This window comes from Enterococcus sp. DIV1537a, assembly GCF_051712085.1.
Classification (GTDB): domain Bacteria; phylum Bacillota; class Bacilli; order Lactobacillales; family Enterococcaceae; genus Enterococcus; species Enterococcus faecalis.
On record NZ_JBIOOE010000001.1, the window covers coordinates 2,703,814 to 2,726,922 of the forward strand.

The 23,109-nt window shown below is 39.2% G+C and carries 19 protein-coding genes and 2 pseudogenes; 6 read left to right on the plus strand and 15 right to left on the minus strand.

What is annotated here, in order from left to right; all coding sequences use genetic code 11:
• Positions 1-165: 165 nt before the first annotated feature.
• The 3 genes from menA to pplA form a co-directional block, all read right to left on the minus strand.
• Positions 166-1,113: a 1,4-dihydroxy-2-naphthoate polyprenyltransferase gene (gene menA / locus IGJ41_RS13220; RefSeq protein WP_438714584.1), complete on the minus strand. Its 948-nt coding sequence runs from the start codon at positions 1,111-1,113 to the stop codon at positions 166-168.
• A gap of 13 nt (positions 1,114-1,126) precedes the next feature.
• Complete coding sequence (locus tag IGJ41_RS13225) at positions 1,127-2,194, minus strand: FAD:protein FMN transferase (protein ID WP_002354751.1); 1,068 nt, start codon at positions 2,192-2,194, stop codon at positions 1,127-1,129.
• 256 nt (positions 2,195-2,450) lie between these two features.
• Positions 2,451-3,380: an extracellular electron transfer flavoprotein PplA gene (pplA, locus tag IGJ41_RS13230; RefSeq protein ID WP_002367507.1), complete on the minus strand. Its 930-nt coding sequence runs from the start codon at positions 3,378-3,380 to the stop codon at positions 2,451-2,453.
• A 277-nt stretch (positions 3,381-3,657) separates the two neighbouring features.
• Between pplA and IGJ41_RS13235 the strand changes: the two genes are divergently transcribed.
• The 4 genes from IGJ41_RS13235 (at position 3,658) to IGJ41_RS13250 (ending at position 7,837) form a co-directional block, all read left to right on the plus strand.
• Positions 3,658-5,604, plus strand: coding sequence for an FAD-dependent oxidoreductase (locus tag IGJ41_RS13235; RefSeq protein ID WP_438714587.1), 1,947 nt, complete (start codon positions 3,658-3,660; stop codon positions 5,602-5,604).
• A gap of 217 nt (positions 5,605-5,821) precedes the next feature.
• Positions 5,822-6,244 (plus strand): NusG domain II-containing protein, encoded by a 423-nt coding sequence (locus tag IGJ41_RS13240; protein ID WP_002358956.1) that lies wholly within the window; start codon positions 5,822-5,824, stop codon positions 6,242-6,244.
• An 11-nt stretch (positions 6,245-6,255) separates the two neighbouring features.
• Complete coding sequence (locus tag IGJ41_RS13245; protein WP_002354743.1) at positions 6,256-6,813, plus strand: Gx transporter family protein; 558 nt, start codon at positions 6,256-6,258, stop codon at positions 6,811-6,813.
• 37 nt (positions 6,814-6,850) lie between these two features.
• Complete coding sequence (locus tag IGJ41_RS13250) at positions 6,851-7,837, plus strand: polyprenyl synthetase family protein (RefSeq protein WP_153854162.1); 987 nt, start codon at positions 6,851-6,853, stop codon at positions 7,835-7,837.
• A 661-nt stretch (positions 7,838-8,498) separates the two neighbouring features.
• Here the strand turns inward: IGJ41_RS13250 and IGJ41_RS13255 are convergent.
• A complete protein-coding gene (locus IGJ41_RS13255; protein WP_438714589.1) occupies positions 8,499-10,034 on the minus strand; it encodes an Ig-like domain-containing protein in 1,536 nt (511 codons plus the stop codon).
• A 231-nt stretch (positions 10,035-10,265) separates the two neighbouring features.
• Here IGJ41_RS13255 and IGJ41_RS13260 point away from each other — a divergent pair, with 231 nt between their 5' ends.
• Complete coding sequence (locus IGJ41_RS13260) at positions 10,266-11,045, plus strand: trypsin-like serine peptidase (protein WP_104845826.1); 780 nt, start codon at positions 10,266-10,268, stop codon at positions 11,043-11,045.
• A gap of 1,278 nt (positions 11,046-12,323) precedes the next feature.
• On the opposite strand, the gene folP is transcribed toward IGJ41_RS13260, so the two are convergent.
• From folP to folB, 5 genes are read right to left on the minus strand one after another with little or no spacing between them, the layout of a single operon-like run.
• Positions 12,324-13,115, minus strand: coding sequence for a dihydropteroate synthase (gene folP / locus IGJ41_RS13265; protein WP_049095924.1), 792 nt, complete (start codon positions 13,113-13,115; stop codon positions 12,324-12,326).
• Entirely contained in the window at positions 13,108-13,701 is a 594-nt protein-coding gene (locus IGJ41_RS13270) for a non-canonical purine NTP pyrophosphatase (RefSeq protein ID WP_002354736.1), read from the minus strand. The genes folP and IGJ41_RS13270 overlap by 8 nt, the downstream gene beginning before the upstream one ends.
• A 3-nt stretch (positions 13,702-13,704) precedes the next feature.
• Positions 13,705-14,274 carry a GTP cyclohydrolase I FolE gene (folE, locus tag IGJ41_RS13275; protein ID WP_368023308.1) on the minus strand — a complete coding sequence of 190 codons (570 nt, stop codon included), beginning with the start codon at positions 14,272-14,274 and terminating at the stop codon, positions 13,705-13,707.
• Entirely contained in the window at positions 14,268-14,753 is a 486-nt protein-coding gene (folK, locus tag IGJ41_RS13280) for a 2-amino-4-hydroxy-6-hydroxymethyldihydropteridine diphosphokinase (protein WP_129194868.1), read from the minus strand. The genes folE and folK overlap by 7 nt, the downstream gene beginning before the upstream one ends.
• Positions 14,754-15,116, minus strand: a complete 363-nt coding sequence (gene folB / locus IGJ41_RS13285) for a dihydroneopterin aldolase (RefSeq protein WP_002354733.1) — start codon at positions 15,114-15,116, stop codon at positions 14,754-14,756.
• A 177-nt stretch (positions 15,117-15,293) separates the two neighbouring features.
• On the opposite strand from folB, the gene IGJ41_RS13290 reads away from it, so the two are divergent.
• The gene (locus IGJ41_RS13290) at positions 15,294-16,067 is read left to right on the plus strand and encodes a helix-turn-helix domain-containing protein (protein ID WP_016617644.1); all 774 of its coding nucleotides are present in this window, start codon (positions 15,294-15,296) and stop codon (positions 16,065-16,067) included.
• A 114-nt stretch (positions 16,068-16,181) separates the two neighbouring features.
• On the opposite strand, the gene gor is transcribed toward IGJ41_RS13290, so the two are convergent.
• The 6 genes and pseudogenes from gor to IGJ41_RS13320 form a co-directional block, all read right to left on the minus strand.
• A complete protein-coding gene (gene gor, locus IGJ41_RS13295) occupies positions 16,182-17,531 on the minus strand; it encodes a glutathione-disulfide reductase (protein WP_002354732.1) in 1,350 nt (449 codons plus the stop codon).
• Between the two features lie 86 nt (positions 17,532-17,617).
• Positions 17,618-17,917: pseudogene (locus IGJ41_RS13300) on the minus strand (hypothetical protein); the annotation flags it as partial.
• A pseudogene (locus IGJ41_RS13305) lies at positions 17,911-19,047 on the minus strand (cytosine permease); the annotation flags it as partial. The pseudogenes IGJ41_RS13300 and IGJ41_RS13305, both read right to left, overlap by 7 nt.
• 134 nt (positions 19,048-19,181) lie before the next feature.
• The gene (locus IGJ41_RS13310; RefSeq protein ID WP_002367516.1) at positions 19,182-20,744 is read right to left on the minus strand and encodes a PucR family transcriptional regulator; all 1,563 of its coding nucleotides are present in this window, start codon (positions 20,742-20,744) and stop codon (positions 19,182-19,184) included.
• 23 nt (positions 20,745-20,767) lie between these two features.
• A complete protein-coding gene (locus IGJ41_RS13315) occupies positions 20,768-22,015 on the minus strand; it encodes a peptidase U32 family protein (protein WP_002368523.1) in 1,248 nt (415 codons plus the stop codon).
• 27 nt (positions 22,016-22,042) lie between these two features.
• Positions 22,043-22,963, minus strand: a complete 921-nt coding sequence (locus IGJ41_RS13320; RefSeq protein ID WP_002354722.1) for a peptidase U32 family protein — start codon at positions 22,961-22,963, stop codon at positions 22,043-22,045.
• Positions 22,964-23,109 lie beyond the last annotated feature (146 nt).

Sequence of the window (23,109 nt, forward strand, 5' to 3'; positions counted from 1 at the left end):
TCCTCGAAACTACACGTTCAAAGTTTAAGTTTTTACTCTTTTTAACGAGAAAAGCTCAAAATGTTAGCATTAAAGACTAACATTTTGAGCTTTTCTTAATTATTCCGACGCCTTCTTTTTTAAAAAAACAAGATTTTTTTCGCATTCCTCTCACTTTTTTTGGTTCTAACCAAGCAACGCACTAATTAATAGCCCTAAAACATAGGTCCCATTGAAAACCAGTAAGTTTTTAATGGAATGGCGGAAACTTTTTGGCTGCGGCAATTCTTGTTTAAACGTTTGAATATTTTTCCAAATGACAGGTAAAGTGGCAAATGTAATTAACACTGGCCATTGATAAATACCACTAATGAAGCCGAATAAAATCACCAGATAACCAGTTAACGCTAACGCTTGAAACAGGACAATCCCTGCTGGGCGCCCGATGTAATAGACTAACGTATAACGATGGTTCTCAATATCCGTATCTAAGTCTCGTAAATTATTGGCGAGCATGATGTTAGCAATCGAACAGACCAAGGGCAAGGAAGCCACGACAATCGCAAGCACCGCCCAGAGATTGCCGTCTAAGCGAAAGGCGCCACTGGCGAAATCAACCGTTAAGTAAAACGGCGGCTTGGTGACGACGTTCAAGTAAACGGTTAAGACGAAGATGCCTAAGCCCATCGTGAAGCCACTGAAAATTTCTCCCAAAGGCATGCGAGATAACGGAATCGGTCCATACGTGTAGAAAATACCGATGAAGCAGCAAATCCCCCCTAATACGAGGAAGAGCCAGCCGGTTTGAACCGTTAAGTACGCACCCACAACGGCAGTGAAGGCAATCATGGCGAAAATCATGTTGCGGACCAGTTGTGGTGAAACGCCTGATTGTCCGATAATATTTTCTTCATATTTATAGACGTCTGATTTAGCTTTTTTGAAGTCCATGTAATTATTAATGGCAGTGGTGGCCATATCAAAGACCACCATGCCAATGAAGAAAACCAGCGTGTTGCCCCACTGGACTTCCCCAAAATAGGTCATTGAAAACAAGACCCCGATGATAAAGGGAAAGAGACTGGCAAGCTTCGTCTGAATTTCCACTACTTTTAAAAACACATTTAAAGACATTTTTAGTCGCTCCTTATTTCAAATCGGCCCGATTCCCCATCGTATAGCCAGAGTCTTTGCCGATTTCAAAGTTGCCTTCGATATCTTTGCTGATGTAGACTTTGTCGTCTTTTGTGACGAAAATGGCATCGGTTCCTTTCAGACTTTCGACATATTCTAGTCCTTTTTTGACGCCCATTGAGAAGACGGCTGTTGAGAGACCATCACCATCGATGGATTTGTCGGTGATAATGGTGACACCCGCGATGTCGTTATCAAACGGATAGCCAGTTTCACGATCGAAGAGATGGTGGTATGTTTTGCCATCGACTTTTAAGTAACGTTCATAAATTCCTGATGTGACTAAGGTTTTGTTGCTTTCTTTGACTTGACCTAAGACTGTGTTGCGGGCTTTATTCGGATCTTGAATGCCGACTGTCCAGTCCATGTCTTTGCCACGCGGGCTGTGCCCTAAGACGTAAACATTCCCACCTAAATCGACGATAGCGGTGGTGACGCCGTTGTCTTTCAGAACTTTCACGACTTCGTCGGTGATGAAGCCTTTGGCAATTGCGCCTAAATCCAATTGCATGCCTTTTTCTTCAAGGTAAACGGTTTGCTCTTTGTCGTTGAATTTGACTTTCGTGTAATCGACAAGTTTCAAGGCTTGATCAATTTCGGCTTGGCTTGGTTTGCGGGCATCATCGAAGCCAATGTGCCACATAGAGGTGATTGGGCCAATCGCCATGTCGAAACCACCGCGAGAGTCTTTGCTATATTCATAGGCTTTTTTCAACAAAGGATACAGGTCATCTGAGACTTTGACTGGTTTCACGCCTGCTTCTTGGTTGATTTCATCAATTTCTGAACCTGGTTGGTTGACCGTGATTTTATCGCCTAGTTCTTTGACACGGGCAAAGGCTTTCGGTAAGACGTCTTCTTTGCCATCATCGTAGATGCGAATTTGAACGTAGGTACCAAGCATTGTTTGACGGTCAGAGTATGGTTCTGTATTAATTTTCGCTTCTGGTTTTGAGGAACAAGCAGCTGCCACAAACAGCACTGCTAGAACACTCACCATGAGCAGAAGTTTCTTTTTCATAGGATTCCCTCTTCTTTCCTTCTTTAATTAAAAAAATAAGTTCTCTTGCATAGTAGCCTTTTTTTGAAAAAATGAAAAGTCTTTCTCTTGGAAATTCACAAATTTCTGTGAAAAAAATTTGTGAAATGATGGACAGAACTAGCGAAGAAAAAGGGGCGGGAAAGTCAGCCAACCGACTTTTTCCCAACCCCTCAATGGTGCTAAGTAATTGCTGAAAAGCATTTCAGGAACTACTTCACGATTCATTTATTTCTAATTATTTTGTTACGATGTTGTCAACAACGATTTCAGTTGTGTCGCCTTTTTCAGCAGCGTTCACTAATTGTTGTGCGTAGTTGATGAATGAATGTGTGCTGTGTGTTGCACCAGTTACCACTTCAACACCTGCAGGTGAGCCGTCTTCTTCGCCCATTGCTTTAACAAATTCTTTGTTTAATGTTTCGATATATTCTTTTGGTCCAACGCCAGTAACGTCTTTCATTTTGCTTTCGTATTCAGTGTCATCTTTTTTAGATTTGCCGTCAGCGTTCACATTATCGTAGTTAGATTCAGTCACTTTACCATCTTTCACAGTCATTGAGAATGTTGTGTGGTAGCCGTTTGAGTCATTTTTTTCTTTCAATGAGTACGTACCATCTTTCAATGTTGCCCCATTGTCGATTTCGATTGTGTCTGTGTTACCAGCTTGTGCTGCTTGGATTAATTGTTGTGCGTAGTTTTGGAATGATTCAGATGAATGAGTCGCGCCAGTTACTACTTCCACACCGCTTGCGCTTTGTGCTTTAACAAAAGAATCGTTTAATTGTTTGATGTATTCTTTTGGTCCAACACCAGATTTTGCTTTCATGCTTTCTTCATACTTAGTGTCTTCTGTTTTAGATTTGCCGTCAGCATTGATGTTGTCATATTTAGATTCAGTGATTTTGCCGTCTTTTACAGTCATTTCAAAGACTGCACGGTAACCATTTTTTTCATTTTTTTCTTCTAATTTATACGTACCATCTTTTAAATCGCCACCGGCAACTTTTTTCGCTGGTGCTGATGATTCAGTTGATTTTTTCGTTTCTGAAGATGCTGCGCTAGAAGAGTTCGTTGTGTTGTCTTTCTTGTCTGCGCCACAGCCTGCTAATACTAAACTAAATAATGCAATTGCCGCAAAACCTTTAACAAATTTATTCACTTTCATTGATAGTCACCTTTTCTTTCATGATTTTCACAAACATCAAAAGTTTGTGATACATTACACATTATAATGGTTTTAAAAACGTTGTCAAGACCATCCCCTAAAAATATTTACATTTCGGTCTTTTTTTCATCAAAAACTCATCGTTGGAGTAAATTTGTTGACAATTAAAATTTATATTAGACAAATTCGTGAAATACTTATATAATGTTAGTCGATTGTGTACTTATTAATCATTATCACTATTTTACTACTTACAATATTAAGGAGCGGATTGTCAATGACAAAGCAAAATATTGTCGTTGTAGGTGCTGGGTATGCTGGCGTTTCAGCTACTAAATTTCTAGCAAAGAAATTTAAAAAAGATACGGACGTAACAATCACATTGATTGATCGCCATTCTTACCACACTATGATGACCGAATTGCATGAAGTAGCAGGCGGACGTGTTGAACCAGAAGCAATTCAATACGACTTACAACGTTTGTTCTCACGCAAGAAAAACGTAAAATTGGTAACAGATACTGTTACTGGGATCGACAAAGAAAACAAAGTTGTGAAAACTTTAGCAGGTTCTTATCCATTTGACCAGTTAATTCTGGGTATGGGTGGCGAACCAAACGACTTTGGAACACCAGGCGTGAAAGAAAATGGTTTCACCTTATGGTCATTTGATGATGCAGTGAAAATTCGTCATCACATTGAAGCAACCGTTGCTAAAGCAGCCATCGAACCAGATGCTGAAGTACGCAAAGCAATGTTAACATTCGTTGTCTGTGGTTCTGGTTTTACTGGGATCGAAATGGTCGGCGAATTAATCGACTGGAAAGATCGTTTAGCGAAAGATGCCAAAATTGATCCAGACGAAATTACATTAATGGTTGTTGAAGCAATGCCAACCATCTTAAACATGTTATCTCGTAACGATGCTGCCAAAGCAGAACGTTATCTAGAAAAGAAAAATGTTCAATTATTATTGAACTCACTAATCGTTGAAGTTGCAGCAGATCACATTAAATTAAAAGATGGTTCTGAAGTACCAACGCATACGTTAATCTGGACAGCTGGTGTGAAAGCAACTTCTGATGCCGCTGACTTTGGTTTAGAAGCAGCACGTGGTAGTCGTTTAGTTGCGAATGAATACATGCAAGCAAAAGGTTACGAAGACAAAAACATTTATATCATTGGTGACTTGGTTTATTACGAAGAAACACCAAATACACCAACTCCTCAAATCGTTCAAGCAGCTGAACAAACAGGTCATACTGCGGCTGCCAACATCGTTGCAGATATTAAAGGCGGCGAAAAACACGCCTTTAAAGGAAACTACCAAGGATTCATGGTTTCCATCGGCGCGAAATGGGGCGTTGCCAACTTATTCGATAAAATTCATTTGAGTGGTTTCTTAGCCATCATTATGAAACATATCGTTAACTTGAAATACTTCTTTGATATTCGTTCTGGTTACTACATGTTCCAATACATTATGCACGAAATCTTCCATATTAAAGATGATCGTTCTGTTGCTCGCGGACATACGTCTCGTTACGGCAATGTCTTGTGGAGTGTTCCGCTACGTGTCTTCTATGGTATGGTTTGGTTAGTCGAATCAATGAAGAAAATTGTCGGCAACGGCGATTACTTGAAACCAAGCACTTGGTTTGGTGATGGTTCTTGGTTCACAGATAAAGTCGTGTTCCCATTCCCTTGGTTACAAGAACAAGTAACAACAGGTGCTTCTCAAGCAACTGAAACAGCAACAACTGCTGCAAGTGGTGCGGCGGATGCGGCGGCAAGCGGTGGTGCCGATGCGGCAACACAAGCAGCGCACTTTGGTTTAAGCTACGCTTACGGCGAAACACCAATGCAAGTGTTTGATCACATGCCTAAATGGTTCGAAAGCGTAATGAAATTTATGATGCCAAACCAAGAAGTTGCTTTGTTCATGCAAAAATTCATGACAATCGTTGAAGTATGTATTGCTTTAGCATTGATTGCTGGTTTATTCACTTGGTTATCAAGTGCTGCTACAATTGGTTTAACAATTGCCTTCTGTTTATCTGGCATGTTCTATTGGGTAAATATCTGGTTTATCTTTGTCGCTTTTGCTTTGATGAACGGTTCAGGCCGTGCTGTCGGTTTAGACCGCTGGGTAATTCCATGGATTCAACGCAAACTTGGTAAAGCGTGGTATGGTACCCCGAAAGCTAGATACGGCGGTAAGTAAGCAATCGATAATCGATTGACAACTACGAGCAAAAGCTGAGACACATGTCTCCAGCTGACTATCATAGGATTTAGTATGTGGGACAGCAGTCAAGCATGACTTTTGTCCCACATATTTTCTTTTATATAATATGGTGGCTCAACTGGAAAAGAATACTTCTTTTCCGTTCACTGTGTTATGATAGACAAGAAAAAAACACCAAAGGAGAGAGAAGAAAATGACGATCAAAGAATTCATTAAGAAAAGTCGCTTGAAAACATGGGACGTTATTATTATTGCTGTTTTAGTTCTTGGTTCTTTTCTGCCCCTTGTTGTTTTTGCCATGCAAAACCGTGGTCAAGAAGCGGCTACGTATCAAGCAGTCTTGAAAGTAGACAACAAAGTAATCAAAGTCTTTGACTTAAAAAAGGACGGCCCACATTATACATATAAATACGAAGCAAAAGACGGTGATTACAACCTGATTGAAGTAGATGGTGATCGTATCCGCGTGAAGGAAGCCAACTGTGCTGACTTAGTGGATGTTCGGCGAGGCTGGATTTCCAAACCTGGTGAAACCCCGATTGCCTGTCTACCCCACAATTTGTTTATCACCGTGGAAGCTTCTGATGGGAGTGAAGACGGTAGCTTAATTTATTAAGCACGACAACTATGAGCAAATTACACAAGAATATTTATATTGCTATGCTCGTTGCCCAAGGGGTCATTATTGGCTTAATCGAAAATATGATTCCTTACCCTTTCGCATTTGCTCCTGGGGCAAAGCTCGGTCTAGCAAATTTAATTACTATTATTGCGATTTTCACCATGCGTAAGCGTGATAGTTTTTTCCTAGTCTGTTTACGTTTGATTTTAACGACATTACTGGGCGGTACACTTTCGACCTTTTTCTATAGTGCCAGTGGTGCCTTATTAAGTTATTTCGGCATGTTGCTTGTCAAGCAGCTGGGGCCAAAACGGGTCAGCATTATCGGGATTAGTGCCGTTGGTGGTTTCTTACACAACGTTGGTCAGTTGCTAACGACCTCTTTCTTTGCTCATTCGTGGGCGCCGATGCTGTACTTACCATTTCTATCTCTGTTTGGGTTACTTTCGGGGATTGCCATTGGGATTGCCGCTAATTATTTACTACAACATGTCCAGACGTTACGAAAATTCCAACTGAATTATGAACAAACAACGAAACATAAGTGGAGTCAATTTTTCTAATTGAAAACCTGTCCGCCACAATTAAAGGAGTCATCTTATGAATATACATCCTATGTGGAATACCTATCCTACGTTATCAAAAGAATTAACAACTACTCTTCGCTTGATGGAACAAGCGGTTCAAATCGATAATCAAGAGATTCAAGCTGCTGTCCATGACATGATTCATTCTGGCGGCAAATTGCTACGTCCAGCCTACCAACTGTTGTTCTCTTATTTTGGTGAACAGCGGGACCCTAAAAAGGCGACAGCGTTAGCGGCTTCCATTGAATTACTGCATACCGCCACGTTAGTTCACGACGATATTGTCGACGAAGCCGATACGCGTCGTGGCTTGCCAACATTGCGTTCGCGCTTTGGAAATAGCACAGCCGTGTATACAGGCGATTATCTTTTTGTTTGCTGTTTCAAGCTCTTATCTGATTATTCTTCTTCATTAAAAAGCATTCAATTAAATTCGCGCAGTATGGAAAAAGTCCTGACTGGTGAGCTTGGTCAAATGGACAATCGCTATAATTTCGAGGTAACGATTGACCAATATTTAAAAAATATTTCCGGGAAAACTGCGGAACTGTTTGCGCTAAGTTGTTTTGTCGGTGCCTATGAAAGTGGCACCTCCCAACGCTTTGCCAAACGTTGTGGTGAAATCGGCGAAAATATCGGACTGGCTTTTCAAATTATTGATGATATTTTGGACTATACACAAACTGCCGATGCTATCGGCAAACCCGTCTTAGAAGACGTACGTCAAGGCGTGTATTCTTTGCCCTTGATTTATGCACTTGAAGCCAATTGTGAAGTCTTGTTGCCACTTTTAATGAAAAAAGAAGCCTTGACCGATGAAGAAACACAGGAAATTTATCGTCTTGTCCATGAACTAGGTGGCGTAGAAAAGGCCCAACAATTAGCCACTCATTACACGGAAAAAGCGTTGAAAGAAATCAGCAAACTTCCTGAAACAAAGGCTAAGGCGAAAGAACAATTGTATGAAATTACACAAACGATTTTGACAAGAGAAAATTAATTCTCTCTTGTCATCTAATAATAACGAATTTTCTTCTCAGTTTATCTTACGCTTACAAACAAGTGATAATCTTAACACTGAACATACTAAGATTAGAGGGTAAATTCATCGACGGATGAATTTACCCTCTATTGCTCTTTTAAGCGTATAGTTGTAAGTGAAGGGAAGATCGAACATGGCCTCTTGGACTTCGAGGTCGGGACAGAACTGTTTAGCTCCGAGAACCAAGTTGGTCTTGTCCATCACTTTCAAAGGACAAATTGCGACGAGTAACCGCAGGAGCACTTTCTTAGTTCTTCTTGATTCTCAACACTTGGAAGGATTAAGATACGCCTAACGCTTGTGTGAGAAAGTCAATTTTGGTTTATTGTTTTCTCCTCCAAAGGCTCGTCACAGTTTTATCCTTGTAAGTTCCGAAGGACCTTCACCAAGTAGGTACGTTAATTTTATTTGTTCTCATGCTTCACAGTGAAACATCGCAACTCTTAGAGCTGTAACTCTTTTGAAGGCTGGGCTGTGACGAGACGTATGTCGAGAAAGCACCTTAGAATTTATTGAGATTGAAGTAACGCATAATGTTGGTTCTGTTCCCGACGTTGATCAATTTTTAAGCGTGGGACAAAAATCACTTTGGATTTTTGTCCCACGCTCTTTTTTATGTTTATTTATTATATTTTGTTAGGATAATAAACGATAACATAGAAGCAACAATACCCACTATTATAAACATTTTATTTTCTACTTGACCTGTTTGAGGAAGGTGCTCTTTGAACGCTTTTTTAGATTTCGCGTTTTGTTTAGAATCTTTTGCTGTCTTAGTAAGTTTACGATTCATCTGACTATTCTGTTCTCTGTTGGATTCAAATGGGTTGGAGAAGTCACTGGTAATTGTTGCAGATGAATCAGAAATTTCTGTGTCATTTGTTTCTATATTTTTATTGTCTGTGGTCGTCAGTGTAGTCGAATCTCCTGTTAGGCTATCCGTTGATTCTATTGAAATATTTGACTCTTTTTCCAAAGTACTATCCGAAGAAGTAGAAGAGGCATTGTGTTCATTCGAATCTAAAGTCGAGTTTGACATGCTTTCAGAGGTTTCTATTACTGAATTATCTGTCACTTCAGGTTGACTTGAAATAGTATCACTCGAAGATACATTATTTTTCGTTTCTTCCGTTTGGGATTCAGAGTTACTAGAAGTTTCTGTAGTTGAATCAGAACTATTTGTAGTTGGGGTAGTACTTCCACCAATTCCAGTATCATTATTTTTTATAGTTAACAATGACTGTACACTTTCTGATTGGCTTTCACCATTTTCATCTCCCCACTTAAGAGTCGCATTGTTCGAAAAAGTACTACCTTTAGTATTTAGAAGTTGAGGGTTAGAAACACTCGTAAACATATCTACTACATACATTGTTTCAGAAGAAGGAATAAGGAGAGTTATCCCATTTTCTACCTCAGAAACTGTGTATTCAACGTCAGGAGTCATAGTTCGAACACGTTTATAAGACGTCTTAACATCATCTATCCAGATTCCTTCAGATACTTTAAGTGTCCCAGGCACATATTTTAATGCAGGATCAGTAATAATATCCTCTAGCTGTATATTGTTCATAAAAAGGCTATTTCTATTTATAATTATTGTCCAACGAATGCCGTTTTCTCCATTCGGCATTTTCTGGACAGTACCTTTTTTACTTATATTTTTTATCGAGTCGACAAGTTCAACTTCAATTGGGATAATCCCATTTTTAGAGTCAAATGTTAATGTATTTTTACCTAAGGACATTTTATTTGGTGTTGGCTTAAATTGGGCATTCAAATAACCTTTGATATCTGTTTTATTTTCCACAGTATCAATAAAAGTTATTATTATTTTCCTATCTTTATTCACGCCTGTCCCATATAGATTACCTTCTTCGTCATAAAAATTAAAATTAGGATCTCCCCAATATTCAATAGATTCAGGATAGTCAATTTCGAAAGTATCCCCAGACTTAATAGATACTCCAGATAAGTCAAAATCAAACTTAAATTTCATGCTATTGGCAGGTGTAAATTTCGGGCCATTTTGTAATGTCACATTGATTACTCCATCGTTATTAGTATAACTTGCTGCCTCCACACTGGGACTATTTATGAATAAAAAAGAAACGGCTAAGAATGTCATTGCAAAAAATATACGAAATTTTTTCATCTCTTTCTCCTTGTTAAGTTATTTAAAACCAATTTAACATTCTATATGAAAGTATTATTCAAAAAAAGATATTTGCTTACATCTTTTTTTAATTATGATTGATTAAAATAAAGTGTGCTCACTATTAAATATTTATACCAATTCTCAAGAATCATAAAAATAATATATTTATATTCATTTTATTAATATATAATAAAACTTCAAATGATATAGAAAGAAGGATTCTACACGATGAAATACAAATTTTTTACTTTACCCATACTATCCTTGATGTGTGTGATTACTTTTTGGGGAGTAACAGCCCAAGCGAATGAAGAAAGTAACGAGCCAAATATTATAAAGATAATTGGGGATGATGACCGATTGAAAGTGGAGGATACGACTAAAACACCTTTTTCTAGTATTGCCTATACACAAATGTATATTGAAAATAATATGGTTTCTAGAGGTACATCTTTCGTGGTTGGAAAAAACACTTTATTAACAGCTGCTCATGTCGCAGAAAACTTCTTGACAGATTACGAAAAGCGCACACAGTCTTTTGTTGCACCAGGAAGAACTGGTTCAACATATCCTTATGGAAAATTTTTAATTGATTCAGTAATCATTCATCCGCAATACTTTTCAAGTGGTAAAATGGATAAATATGATATCGCCATTATTAAAACGAAACCAAATAACTCTGGCTTAAATATTAGCGACTTCGTACCTACTTTTTCTATCACGGACGCAACAGAAGTTGGAAAAACTGCTTTCATCAGTGGTTATGGTGCAGATAAAGCAAGAGAACAATGGTATCATACAGGAACCATTCTTGATATTGATGATTTAGATATATCTTATGATACAGATGCTGTTGGCGGTAATTCAGGAAGCCCGATTTTTAATAGTAATGGCCAAATTATTGGGGTCCATGTTTCTGGTAAATCAAAGAATGGTATAGGCATTAAAAATATTGGTGCCAGAGTAACAGGAGAAAATTATTTGTTTATAAAAGCTAACATCTATTAAACAAAAATATCAAAATACTTAGCCACTCAGCTATGTTCTCGACATAAGAAAGCTGAAATTTGTATTAAATTACACAAAATGATTTTGACAAGAGAGAATTAAAAAAGCCGCTGGATCCTATCGAAGATTTAGCGGCTAGCTTTTTAGGTGATACCTTGGTATAATAAACACGAAGAGAGCGTACTAGATATACGCTCTCGGGTAGACCGTTTAAGACGGTAGCTTGATTTTGATACGGAAATAAACCCGTTAATCCTGGCTAAAGATTATGACGGGTTTATTTTTTGTTGTTTTTATTACTGATTTTAACAATTAATGTTGCGAAAGCGATCGCAAGCATCAATGCTTCAAAGACAGTCACTGCTATTCCTTTCTAGGGAAAGAGCAAACAAGCAAAAACATTGGCAGTCCTCCTTTTTTTGAGAAATTGCCACCGTCATAAACTTCCTACTTGTGTAGTATAACACATTTTTACCTTCCTAGAATACGCTTACTTTCCTGATTATCCAATAGCCGCTTTCTTTTATGATAAAAAATCACAAGCCGTTTACTGGGATAAAACGATTCAGCCAACCAAAATTTTTTAGACTAAACAGACCGACCATCAAAAACCGATAAACGGCGGGAACAGAAGCTACACTACGCGTTGCTCCAATCTCAACAACTTCTAAGGTGTTTTCTCGACATGCGTCTCGTCACAGTACAGCCTTCAAAAGAGCTACAGCTCTAAGAGTTGCGATGTTTCACTGCGAAGCATGAACAGATGAAATCATCGTAACTACATGGTGAAGGTCCTTCGGAACTTACAAGGATAAAACTGTGACGAGCCTTTGGCGAGAAAACAATAAGCCGAAATTGACTTTCTCACACAAGTGTTCGGCGTATCTTAATCCTTCCAAGTGTTGAGAATCACGAAGAACTAAGAAAGTGCTCCTGCGGTTACTCGTCGCAGTTCATTCCTTACAATTGCTCCTGCGGTTACTCGTCGCAATTTGTTCTTTGAAAGTGATGAACAATACCTACTTCGCAGAGCTCCGATCTCATCAATCTCTAAGTGATAAATCACTAAGAATTGAAGGACTTGGTCTCCAAAAATTATAGAACAATTTTCGGAAATTCCTTCTTATTGGCTTTCTCATGTGAGCATTCGTCGCAGTTTAGCCTTCTTAAGTGCTGAGAAACACTATTTGCAAAGCAAATAGATGTTAAACAGTACCTACTTGGTTCTCGGAGTTAAACACTTCTGTCCCGACCTCTGTTTAGTCTATTGGTCTACCTTTACTCTTTCTCCGACAATGCTCGCCAGACATCAAATGTTTGTTTTAAGCCTTGGACATTATGAACACGTAAAATTTCTACGCCTTGTTGTGCTGCATACAAGGAAGCAGCGGCTGAGCCAAAATCACGGTTGGCTGGTTCTGGTTCGTTCGTTAAAGCGCCAATAGTTCGTTTGCGAGAAACGCCGTACAGTAACGGATAATCTTGGTAGCGAAAGGCGTTAGGATCTTTTAACAGTTGAAGGTTTTCTGCGACAGTTTTATGAAAGCCAATCCCTGGATCGAAACAAATTTTTTCTAAGGAAAGCCCATATTTTTGGCATTGTTCAATTTTTTCTGTATAAAATTGGTGCAACTCTTCTTTTAAAGAAAGCGATTGGCGTTTTCTAGAATGCATAATCACAACTTGGACTTCAGGATATTGTGCGAGGACTTCTGCCATCCCCGGAGTGTCTAATCCTTTGATGTCATTAATCATTGTGGCGCCAGCTTGGATCGCGGCTTCTGCTACTTCGGGATAGTAGGTATCCACAGAAATCGGCGCTAGAGAAGTCTCACGTATTTTTTTTATTAATGGTAATACTCGGTCTACCTCAACTTGTGGAGAAACTTCTTCGTAGCCAGGACGTGTGGATTGGCCGCCAATGTCTAAAATATCGGCCCCCGCTTCTAGTAGATGAAGCGCATGTTGATAGGCCACGTCGACCGTTGTGTAGCTACCGCCATCAGAAAAAGAGTCGGGGGTCGTGTTGACAATCCCCATAATTTGGTAATTCTTTTTTAAATCAATCATTGTCACATTGCTCCTTTATCTGCTGAATCATCTTTCGTAAAGCCCGCATTCTAGGACTTATCTTCATTCGTTCACTCGTGGACAACTCCGCTAAGGTTTTGCCTCGATCTGGTAAATAAATAATCGGATCAAAGCCATAACCACCTGTACCGCGCGGTTCAACTAATTCACCAGTCAAAGTGGCTTCCGTTTGCAACAGTTTGTCGTCGTCGAGTACATAGACCAACGTGGCTGATAAGGTTAACTCTCGGGTCGACTGTTGCCCTTCAAATAAGTGCAACAGTTCGCGGTTCTGTTCTTCCGGATTGGCTGAATGGAAAAAGCGGCTTGTATGAATACCTAATAAATCAGGAAAAGCAGTTAACGTTAAGCCGCCATCATCACCTAACACTGGGCGGCCAATTAATTGTTGGAAAAAGCGAGCTTTTAGATAAGCATTTTCAGCATACGTAGTGCCAGTTTCTGCAGGTTGTTCTTGACTGGTTGTATACTTTCGATAAGAGACAAGTTGAATAGCGGGGTCCTTAAGTCCTGATTGCATTTCTTTTAACTTACCTTGGTTATTCGTGCCAACAATGATTTCCATTTTCTAACGTATCTCCATTAAAAATTGATTTTTCCACTCTTGTTCTTTAAATAGTCCGGTAAATTGAAATGTTTTGGTGCTACTTTGTGGTGTTTTCACGCCGCGCATCGTCATACACATATGTTCCGCTTCAATGGCTACTGCAATGCCTTTGACGGGAATATTTTCTTGGAGTTTGCGGGCAATTGTCACTGTTAAATCTTCTTGAACTGTGGGACGTTTGGCACAATGTTCTACTAATCTTGGTAACTTGCTTAGTCCCAATACTTTGCCACTTTCTGGCAGATAAGCGACATGTACTTTTCCATAAAATGGCAATAAATGGTGTTCACACATTGAATAAAAGGCAATATCTTTTACTAGAACCATTTCGCCTTCATTTAAGCTATCAAATAATTTATAATCGTCAAATTCAGGTTCGGTTAATCCACTAAAAACTTCTGCATACATTTTAGCTACACGTTTGGGTGTATCAATGAGTCCTGACCGTTGAGTATCTTCCCCCACTGCTTCTAAGATTGTGGTAACTGCCTGCTCAATTTGCGCTTGTTTTTCCTGCTCCATCTCTACCATTCCTTTTCGCTTACTCGCACTTCTTCTTGATTGCCACTGCGCTGAATCCATGTAGCTATTGGCGCGCCCAATAGTTGTTCCTCTGCGTAAACATCACTTAAGGGAATCAAAACAAATGACCGTTTTGTTAATTCTTGATGAGGAACTTGTAAGTGGGGCAACGTGACTGACTGCTCCCCTAATAATAAAATATCAATATCAATAATCCGCGGACCCCAGTGAATTAATTTTTTACGTTTCATTGCTTGCTCAATCCCTTGGGTAACAGCCAATAACTCTTCAGCGGTATAGCTAGTATCAATTTTCAATACGGCGTTCAAAAAATCATCTTGGTCTGTATAGCCGTAAGGATCCGTTTCATAAAGTTTTGAAGAAGCCACGACCTGAATCTGCGGGTCTTCGTTTAAATAATTGCGGGCTTTCACTAAATTTGCGTACGGATCACCGATGTTACTACCTAATGCTACATAGCCAATCATCTATACTTCTCGCTCCATTTCAATTTCAATATTGTCAAAAAGGCCGGGCATCGGCACACTATATTTTCTAATTTTAATGATAATTTTGTTCAATTGTTCTTGATAATCTGCGGAAATATCATCTAAAATAGCACTCGCTAAACCTTCGATTAAATCGTACGAGTGATTGTTTACTCGTTGGGCAATCAATTCATTCACTTCGGCATAATTGACGGTTTGGGTGACATCATCTGTTCGCCCTGCCTCGGCTAGCGACAACTGCATTTCAAGGTCGATTTCTACTTGCTGTCCTAGACGTTTTTCTTCTGCCAAAACACCATTTTTTGTGAAAAATTTCAAGTTGTTGATTCTAATTTTATCCATCCTCTAACTCCCTACCCTCTGTTTTGCTGATTTTTTTAATCATAGCATATTTCTTGGAAAAGTCAGTAGTTAAAAGATGTTATTGTTTATTTAATAGCAATTATTTGCTTATCAACCACTAGTTGATTGAAACATATAGCGGAATAGACTACTCTAAAATCAAGGAGGTAACGAATAATGTTAATCCAAACTATTTTAAAAACACGGAGAATAAATAATCACTATACGCAAGAACAAATTGCCCAAAAATTACATGTCACTACACAAGCTGTTTCCAAATGGGAAACTGGACAATCCATCCCTTCAATTGATAATTTACTGATGCTTTCTGATTTATACAATATTTCTATTGATGAGCTAATCCAAGGTAGTCCTTATTTTAAAAAGCCCCAAGTTGTTGGAAAAATTTATAATCTAAAAAAAGGAATTTTATTTTGTATTGTTTGGACTTGTTTCTCTTTGCTACTTACTGGTTTTGGTTATCAACCTTTTTGGTTGTTTAGTGCAATCATATTTATCGGTCTACTTTTAGTTTTTCCAATCATCTTTTCAGATTATTGGATAATTAACCAACAAGATATTATGGTCCATCAATTCTCCAGAAACCCGATTCTGAAAATCATTGAATGCATAAAAAACAGTTCTACACAAATAAAAATTCCTTATTCTGAAATTGAATCCATAGAAATCATTTATACCAAAAAGATAAGAGCGTCCGCTTTTGATAGTAGTCCCGACTATTTTTACTTACTAGTCACCTATAATAATCAAACCACAAAGTTATATTTAGATATCTATGCCAAAAGATTTTTACCACAATTTATTGCGTTTTTGTCTCGACAAAGAATTACTATTATAGATAAATCTGAAATCATTGAATTACTCGTTTCTGATACTTCCTTATATCAACATTTTAATGAAAAAAATGTTGCAACTGATAATAGAAAATAGCTAATTTCATCACGTTTGTCAGCACCCAATTGGTTATAAATTGAATGAAATAACTCGTGTATTCAAAAAAGAGCGTTGCTAATGCAACGCTCTTTTTCGGGGTTTATTCTCCTTTTATCGCATTGTTACAAATTCTTCTGAGCCTGTTGGATGAATCGCAACAGTATTATCAAAATCAGCTTTGGTCGCGCCCATTTTAATAGCGACTGCAAAGCCTTGTAGCATTTCGTCAACACCGATGCCGATGCCATGCAAACCGACAATTTTTTCTTCTTTACCGACACAGATTAATTTCATGTCGCATTTTTGACGGTATTCTCCTAAAGCGAAGTACATTGGCGTAAAGCTAGAGCGATAGATTTTCACTTGGTCTTCACCATATTCTTCAAGCGCTGCTTTTTCCGTCAAGCCAATTGTCGCAACTGGTGGATGGGTAAAGACCACCGTTGGTACCAAGTTATAATCCAAATATAAATCGGTTTGTCCGTTAAATAAGCGTTCAGACAGGCGCCGACCAGCGGCAATCGCGACTGGCGTTAAGTCGATTTTCCCAATGACATCGCCGACTGCGTAGATGCCATTTTGCGTGGTATTTTGGAATTTATCTACTTTGACGTAGCCTTTTTCATCAAGAGCTACTTTCGTATTTTCTAAGCCTAATTGATCCGTGTTCGGCTGACGGCCTGTCCCGAAAATCACGGCATCTGTCGTAATTGATTCACCATTTTCAAATGTAATAACGTACTCATTCTGCGCCGTTTTTTCAATTTTAGCTGGTGTTGCATTCGGATGAATTTGCATGCCCATTTCTTGATAGCGTTCTACGACTTTTTCAGAAAGCATGTCATCAAAGCTTCGTAATGGTCGTTCATGACGGAAGGCCCAATGTGTTTCTGCGCCTAAGCCATGTAAGGTTCCTGCTAATTCGGCTGCGATGTAACCTGCACCGACAAAGACCACACGTTTTGGCATTTCTTCTAATGCAAAGAAGCCGTTTGAATCTAAGGCATATTCTTCTCCTGGAATACCTAGTTTTTTCGGACGACCACCTGTCGCGATTAAAATGTGCGGCGCCGTATATTCTGTCCCATTGACTTCAATTGTTTGCTCCCCAGTAAACGTAGCGTAACCATGGATACGTTCAATGTTGTTACTGTCTAAACCACGATTATACGCACCATGTAAGAAGTCGATATATTTTTCACGATTTTCAACTAATTGTTTAAAGCTAAAATTTTTGATTTCAACATCAAACCCGTAGCCTGCTGTATCTCTTTCCATCATTTCCATCATGCTGCTGGCTTGCCACATGACTTTTTTAGGCACACAACCAACGTTGACACAGGTCCCACCAATTTCGTTGCCTTCAATTAAAAGGACGTTAGCTCCGTGCATTCCTGCGCGGTTAGCAGAAGCAATCCCGCCACTACCGCCACCAATAACAATATAATCATAGGTTTTCATTTATTCTGGCTCCCTTTCAATTTGAACTTTCTCCTTTATTATCGCAAAAAATAGCAAAAAAAGACAGTCGTATTACTTACTTTTGTTTAGTTTTCTGCTGCTTCTGTTTCATGGATTCGTTCCGTAAAAGCACTGGGGGAAAGGAATTCAATCGTAGCATTGTCGAAGGGAATTCCTAAATCTTCTTTCGTTACGTTTGGATTCATTGTAATGACATAAAGTGTTTTGCCTAAGGAAAGTGCAATCCCAATTTCTAAGTAACTTAGTCGGTCAAAGTCACCATTAATAAAAACGTAGGTTGCTTCGTGAAGATACCGTTTTATCACTTCAATATCTGTAAACATTCCAGTTTGAACACAATCTGCTAACCCGAAGCCCACACCCCCCCCACTGCAGCACCAATTAGCCATGAAAAAACACCTAATTTATTCACGCCAGGCGTTGGCTGCCATTTGGTTCGATCGCCTTTGTTAATCAACCAATAGGCAGCAATCATTACACCAGCCACTGGTGGAACCATCGCAGAAAGGACGGACATAATCGGCGTAAAGTAATTTAAAATCCCCACAACTGCTAATAAGGTCCCAATGGCGCCGGCCGCACCGACAGCGACTTTTTCTTTTTCTTTTGGAATATCAAAGACATTAATCAAGGCCAGTCCGCCAGAAAAAGCATTCACGGCATTCGTGGTCCAAGTTGCTAAAATCAGCGCAATAATTCCTAAAACTGGAAAACCGAGATTCATAAAAACTTCCGTGATATCTGCGGTGTTCGAAGCAATGGTCAAGACCGCACCAACGCCAATCATCAACAAGCCTGTCGGTAAAATCCCTAAGGTGGCCGCTTTGACCACATCTTTACGAGAAGAAACATATTGAGAGTAATCTCCAGCAATTACTGCGCCTAATGCAAAAGAACCGACAGTCATTGAAAGACCCGACATAAAGCTTCCTGCTGTTTGAGGGGTATATTGACTAACAGCCGCCCAACCGTTGTTTCTTAACGAAGCCACCAAGCCATAAAGACAAACCAGAACTAACACAGGAACCGCAAAATAATTCAGAATTTTCAATATTTTTATGCCATAAAGAGCCGAAATAAGCATAATAATTCCCCAGATTAAGGAAGAAAGCGACACAGGTAAATCAATGCCGTAAATTTTTAAAAAGTTCGTGAAGGCGCCGCCGCTGACATTGGCTTGCAAACCAAACCAACCTAAGCAAGCAATCGCTAGAATAATGGAAATAATCTTTTGCGAACCTTGAATGCCAAACACTTGAGAAGCGACTTTGACAGAAGGTTCTTGTAAGTCGGAACTTTGAATTCCTTGTAAAATCATTAAAATAACAATAATACCATAACCAATAAATCCTGTTAACAAAGCTTCCCATAAAGGCATGCCTGCAACTAACGTTCCTCCAATAATTAATCCTGGCACGCTAATCATTGCGCCCGCCCAAACAAATGCTAAGCTAAGCCACGATTGTTGTTGCTCGTTTTTTAATTTCATTCTCATTCCTCCTTAATTATTTTTTCAATTATAACGAAAAATCAGTCATAGGTCTTTTTCAAATTGAAAAAAATATCGAGGAAGTTTTGACTTAAAATAAAAAAGCAGACAAATCGGCTACTGCCGATTGTCTGCTTTTTTCATTCATTCGTGACCAAGCGATATAAGATCATCGCCAAATAGACTTCATAGGCTTCGGCGGCGTTGGTCATATCATAGCCGAGCGCTTCATTAATTTTACTGATACGATATTTGACCGTATTTTTATGAACAAATAGGCGTTCGCCGCATTCTTTAAAATCACTACTTGCATCTAGTAAAAACGTTCCTAATGTCATTAACTGCTCTGATTCTTTTAAGAGAGGTTGGATAACTGCTAAGCGTTGTTGGATTGCTTCTTCTCCTGCTTGGAGACACGTCATCATTTGTTGAACTGTACGAATTTCCGCGATTGATAACACTTTTCTTTGTGGATAGACGCGCTTTAAAAACGGCGCGACTTGATTAGCGGTTTGGTAGCTGACACGCACTTCAGTCGTGTTACGAACTTTCGGACAAAGGATGATTTCACCTAAATAGTCCTGATAGTCTGTGGCTTGCAAGTATTCTTTACTAATCGTGGCTTCAGGCTGTTTGTGTAAATAATTACCTAAGAGAACAATCAGATAATTTTCTGTTTGCTGGACAATCGTTGTTTGGTAATAGTAACGTAGGAAATCTTTCAAATCTTGCTGAATAGCGTGGATTTCTTGTCCTTGTTGCCAAATGGGCAAAAGCCACATCGTTTCGACAGAAGAAATATCAATCATTAATTTTTTGGCTAATTGGTACATCTTATCACTTTCATCGTTAATGATTGCTTGGACTAAGGCATACTCACTGACTTCGTCATAGTTTTTCCCCCATAAATTCAGAGCCATCTGAACGACTTCCACCGCTTGATTCATCTCAAAAGAGGTTAACTGCTCTTCTTCTCGAATGAAGTAAAGCTTCAATGTTTGTCCATCTTTCTGGGGAAGTTTTTGCGAGGTAATGAAGTAGGTCGTTTCTCCCAGCGCTACTTTCTCTTGTGATTGATAAAGTAACTTGGTTAAGGGCAATTTCGTGCTTCGCGGCCAATTGATGGTGCTGATGATTTCATTGGTATAGGTGGTTAACGCAATGTTGACTTTTAAAAAATCGGATAGGATTTTCAAGGTCATTTCCACACTGCGGTTTTGTTCAGGCAAAAGGGAAACTTTTTCCAAGAGGTCCGTTGCAAAAGAAGTCATTTTATTTTTATTGACTAACAATTTCATGACTTCATAAATGACTTCGTTATAGCGTAATGTGGGATCGTTTTTAGGCATTTGGATTAAAATAAAACCTAAAGAATCCGCTAATTGAATCACTTCCTCTGCAACTTTCGGTACGATAATCCCGACGTAGTACAAGATTAGGCCTACCTCGCCTAATTCATGTAGATGCCGAATCGTTTCGCATTGCTTCACCACATCATGACGAATGGCACAAAATGAACCAATCAAAATTTCACCAGCATGGTATTCATTTGTTTTGTGAAGTTTTTCCGAAAACAAAGACATATCAGAGACTTCTAAAAAAGAAAGAGAAGCAACAGATGTGTCCAATTGGTTTTTACCAGAAAGTACCGTTGCTTCTCGCAAAGACGGTAATTTTAATAAATCATTCACACGGACACTCATATTTACTCCTCCTTTTGGCTGGTTTATTTTTTCTTACGAATCATATCGCCGACTGCAACAGGTTGCGTCACTTCCATTGTTAATAACATCATGGGATTAGGTGCCCGATCGATCGCTTCACCGTCTTCATTATACATCTCTTTGACGGTTTGGTGGAAATGGGTAAACCCGGGACCATAAAATTCAATTTCATCGCCGACACTGAAAAGGTTCCGTTGACGAATTGTCGCGACTTGCGTCTTTTCGTTGTACGCAATCACTTCGCCAACAAATTTATATTGTGGAATTTTACGACGTTCGCCGAATAATTGTTCATTTTCACTTGGTGTATTGTAATAAAAACCAGTTGCTAATTCACGTTGTGCTACTTTCCATAATTCATCAATCCACTCTTGTTGGCAGACATAGTTTTCAGGGTCTTCCATGTAAGAATCGACGGCTTTTTTATACACATTAGCGACTGTCGAAACATAGTGAATGGATTTCATGCGGCCTTCAATTTTAAAACTATCGACACCATTTTCAATTAATTCTGGAATATGTTCAATCATAGACATATCTACGGCGCTCATTGAAAACTCTTCTTCAACTTCCCCTTCACTGGTTTTGCTCCGACGTTCTGTCCCAAAAGGCATATCAAATAACTCATATTTCCAGCGACAAGATTGAGAACAACCGCCACGATTGGCATCCCGCATCGACATATGATTGGACAAAGTACAACGTCCTGAATATGAAATACACATTGCTCCATGAATAAAGGCTTCAATCTCAATGTCCGTATTTTCACGAATCGCTGCAACTTCCTCCATTGAAACTTCGCGCGCTAAAACCACACGTTCTAAGCCTTCATTTTTCCAAAATTCTAATGTTTCATAGTTAGTTGCTGAAGCTTGTGTCGATAAATGGATAGGTAAACCTGGTGCTTCTGTCGCACAAATTTCGATTAAAGCTGGATCGGAAACAATCACAGCTGAAATTCCGATGTCTCGCAATTCTCTGAAAAACGCTCCTGCCCCTTCCTGGTTTCCTTCATGAGTGACCATATTGGCAGCGACATAAACTTTCGCATTATGTTCGCGGGCAAAGGCTACGCCTTCCGCCATTTCTTCTGGCGTGAAATTTCCTGCGCGGCTACGCAGACCGTAGGCATTCCCTCCGATATAAACGGCATCGGCACCGTAACGAATTGCGACTTTTAGTTTTTCTAGCGTCCCGGCTGGAGCCAACACCTCGGGACGCTTCAATGTTCGTTCTGTCATTACTTTCATGTTCTTCTTCCCCTTAAATGAATCAATTTATTTTATTGCGTCGGCACTTAAATCAAAGAAACCATTATCTAAGCCACGACCTGTTGGATGTAATTTTTCAATTTCAGCTGTTGCATGAGCTGCTTGATCTTCTGACCAAGTTCCCGCTTCAAGTGCTGCTTTCGCTTCAGCAAATAAGCGAGCAATCGCGACAAAATTTTCACCTGGTGTGTAAAGGCCATCGAGCTTCCATGTGCGATAGTGATGGTCATACAAGTTTGTTAACTCATTCATCAAGTTCACATCGTTATTGGCAAAAATATGCGTACCATGACTATCTTCATAAATGGAATAGTGGGTTTCTGGTTTTTTGGGTTCAGAAATAAACAGCCCTTCGTCTTTCGTAACCCCTTTGTCGTTCTTTGTGTAATTGTAGTAATTTTGAATTAATGGGCGTTTCGATTGATGAATACACGTCGCCCCATAGACAAGAATTTCAGCTGGAACTGCTAAGTTTTCTTCCATTGCTACCATTTCTTCAAAAGGTACTTCCCGAGCTAGGACAGCTCCGATGGCTCCTCGTTTACTCCAAAAATTGATTTGACGTGAGCTCGTTACTAAGGTTTCGCCATCATAAACGTAAGGAATTTCTAATCCATCTCGTTGCATAATAAACACAATCCCTGGATCACCCAAAGTAATTTTATCGACGTTGATTTCTTTTAAAAATGTCAGATACTCTGGGACTAATTTCATTTTTTCAGGGTGCATAATGCCATTTACTGCAACTAGCACTTGTTTGCCCATTTCATGTGCACGTTTCACAATCTCGCGTTGTTCATCTCGTGTAAAAGATACGGGCAAACGCAACCCGAATGTTTCTTCTCCAATATATAATGTATCCACACCTGTTGCGAGTAATTCTACAGCCTGCTCAACAGATTCTGCAGTTGCAATCAGTTCAATCATAAATATAGCCTCCTTCTTTATGACCGTTTAATAGTATCATACGTTCACAAACTTTAAAAGAGCCTATCTGTATTAAACGTACATTTTTCACAATGTTTCCGAAAAAAATTTTGGTAGAGAAGCGCCATCCGCTTACCTACCAAATG

What these genes read in the sequence shown, in the direction of transcription:
- IGJ41_RS13235 (WP_438714587.1), top strand. Translation starts at nt 3,658, where the DNA reads ATGACAAAGCAAAATATTGTCGTTGTAGGTGCTGGGTATGCTGGCGTT.
- gor (WP_002354732.1), bottom strand. Translation starts at nt 17,531, where the DNA reads ATGAAAACCTATGATTATATTGTTATTGGTGGCGGTAGTGGCGGGATT.
- IGJ41_RS13270 (WP_002354736.1), bottom strand. Translation starts at nt 13,701, where the DNA reads ATGGAAATCATTGTTGGCACGAATAACCAAGGTAAGTTAAAAGAAATG.
- folK (WP_129194868.1), bottom strand. Translation starts at nt 14,753, where the DNA reads ATGATTGGCTATGTAGCATTAGGTAGTAACATCGGTGATCCGTACGCA.
- IGJ41_RS13315 (WP_002368523.1), bottom strand. Translation starts at nt 22,015, where the DNA reads ATGAAAGTAATGACAGAACGAACATTGAAGCGTCCCGAGGTGTTGGCT.
- folE (WP_368023308.1), bottom strand. Translation starts at nt 14,274, where the DNA reads ATGGTAGAGATGGAGCAGGAAAAACAAGCGCAAATTGAGCAGGCAGTT.
- menA (WP_438714584.1), bottom strand. Translation starts at nt 1,113, where the DNA reads ATGTCTTTAAATGTGTTTTTAAAAGTAGTGGAAATTCAGACGAAGCTT.
- IGJ41_RS13225 (WP_002354751.1), bottom strand. Translation starts at nt 2,194, where the DNA reads ATGAAAAAGAAACTTCTGCTCATGGTGAGTGTTCTAGCAGTGCTGTTT.
- IGJ41_RS13310 (WP_002367516.1), bottom strand. Translation starts at nt 20,744, where the DNA reads ATGAGTGTCCGTGTGAATGATTTATTAAAATTACCGTCTTTGCGAGAA.
- IGJ41_RS13245 (WP_002354743.1), top strand. Translation starts at nt 6,256, where the DNA reads ATGAGCAAATTACACAAGAATATTTATATTGCTATGCTCGTTGCCCAA.
- pplA (WP_002367507.1), bottom strand. Translation starts at nt 3,380, where the DNA reads ATGAAAGTGAATAAATTTGTTAAAGGTTTTGCGGCAATTGCATTATTT.
- IGJ41_RS13240 (WP_002358956.1), top strand. Translation starts at nt 5,822, where the DNA reads ATGACGATCAAAGAATTCATTAAGAAAAGTCGCTTGAAAACATGGGAC.
- IGJ41_RS13255 (WP_438714589.1), bottom strand. Translation starts at nt 10,034, where the DNA reads ATGAAAAAATTTCGTATATTTTTTGCAATGACATTCTTAGCCGTTTCT.
- IGJ41_RS13250 (WP_153854162.1), top strand. Translation starts at nt 6,851, where the DNA reads ATGAATATACATCCTATGTGGAATACCTATCCTACGTTATCAAAAGAA.
- folP (WP_049095924.1), bottom strand. Translation starts at nt 13,115, where the DNA reads ATGATTGATTTAAAAAAGAATTACCAAATTATGGGGATTGTCAACACG.
- folB (WP_002354733.1), bottom strand. Translation starts at nt 15,116, where the DNA reads ATGGATAAAATTAGAATCAACAACTTGAAATTTTTCACAAAAAATGGT.
- IGJ41_RS13320 (WP_002354722.1), bottom strand. Translation starts at nt 22,963, where the DNA reads ATGATTGAACTGATTGCAACTGCAGAATCTGTTGAGCAGGCTGTAGAA.
- IGJ41_RS13290 (WP_016617644.1), top strand. Translation starts at nt 15,294, where the DNA reads ATGTTAATCCAAACTATTTTAAAAACACGGAGAATAAATAATCACTAT.
- IGJ41_RS13260 (WP_104845826.1), top strand. Translation starts at nt 10,266, where the DNA reads ATGAAATACAAATTTTTTACTTTACCCATACTATCCTTGATGTGTGTG.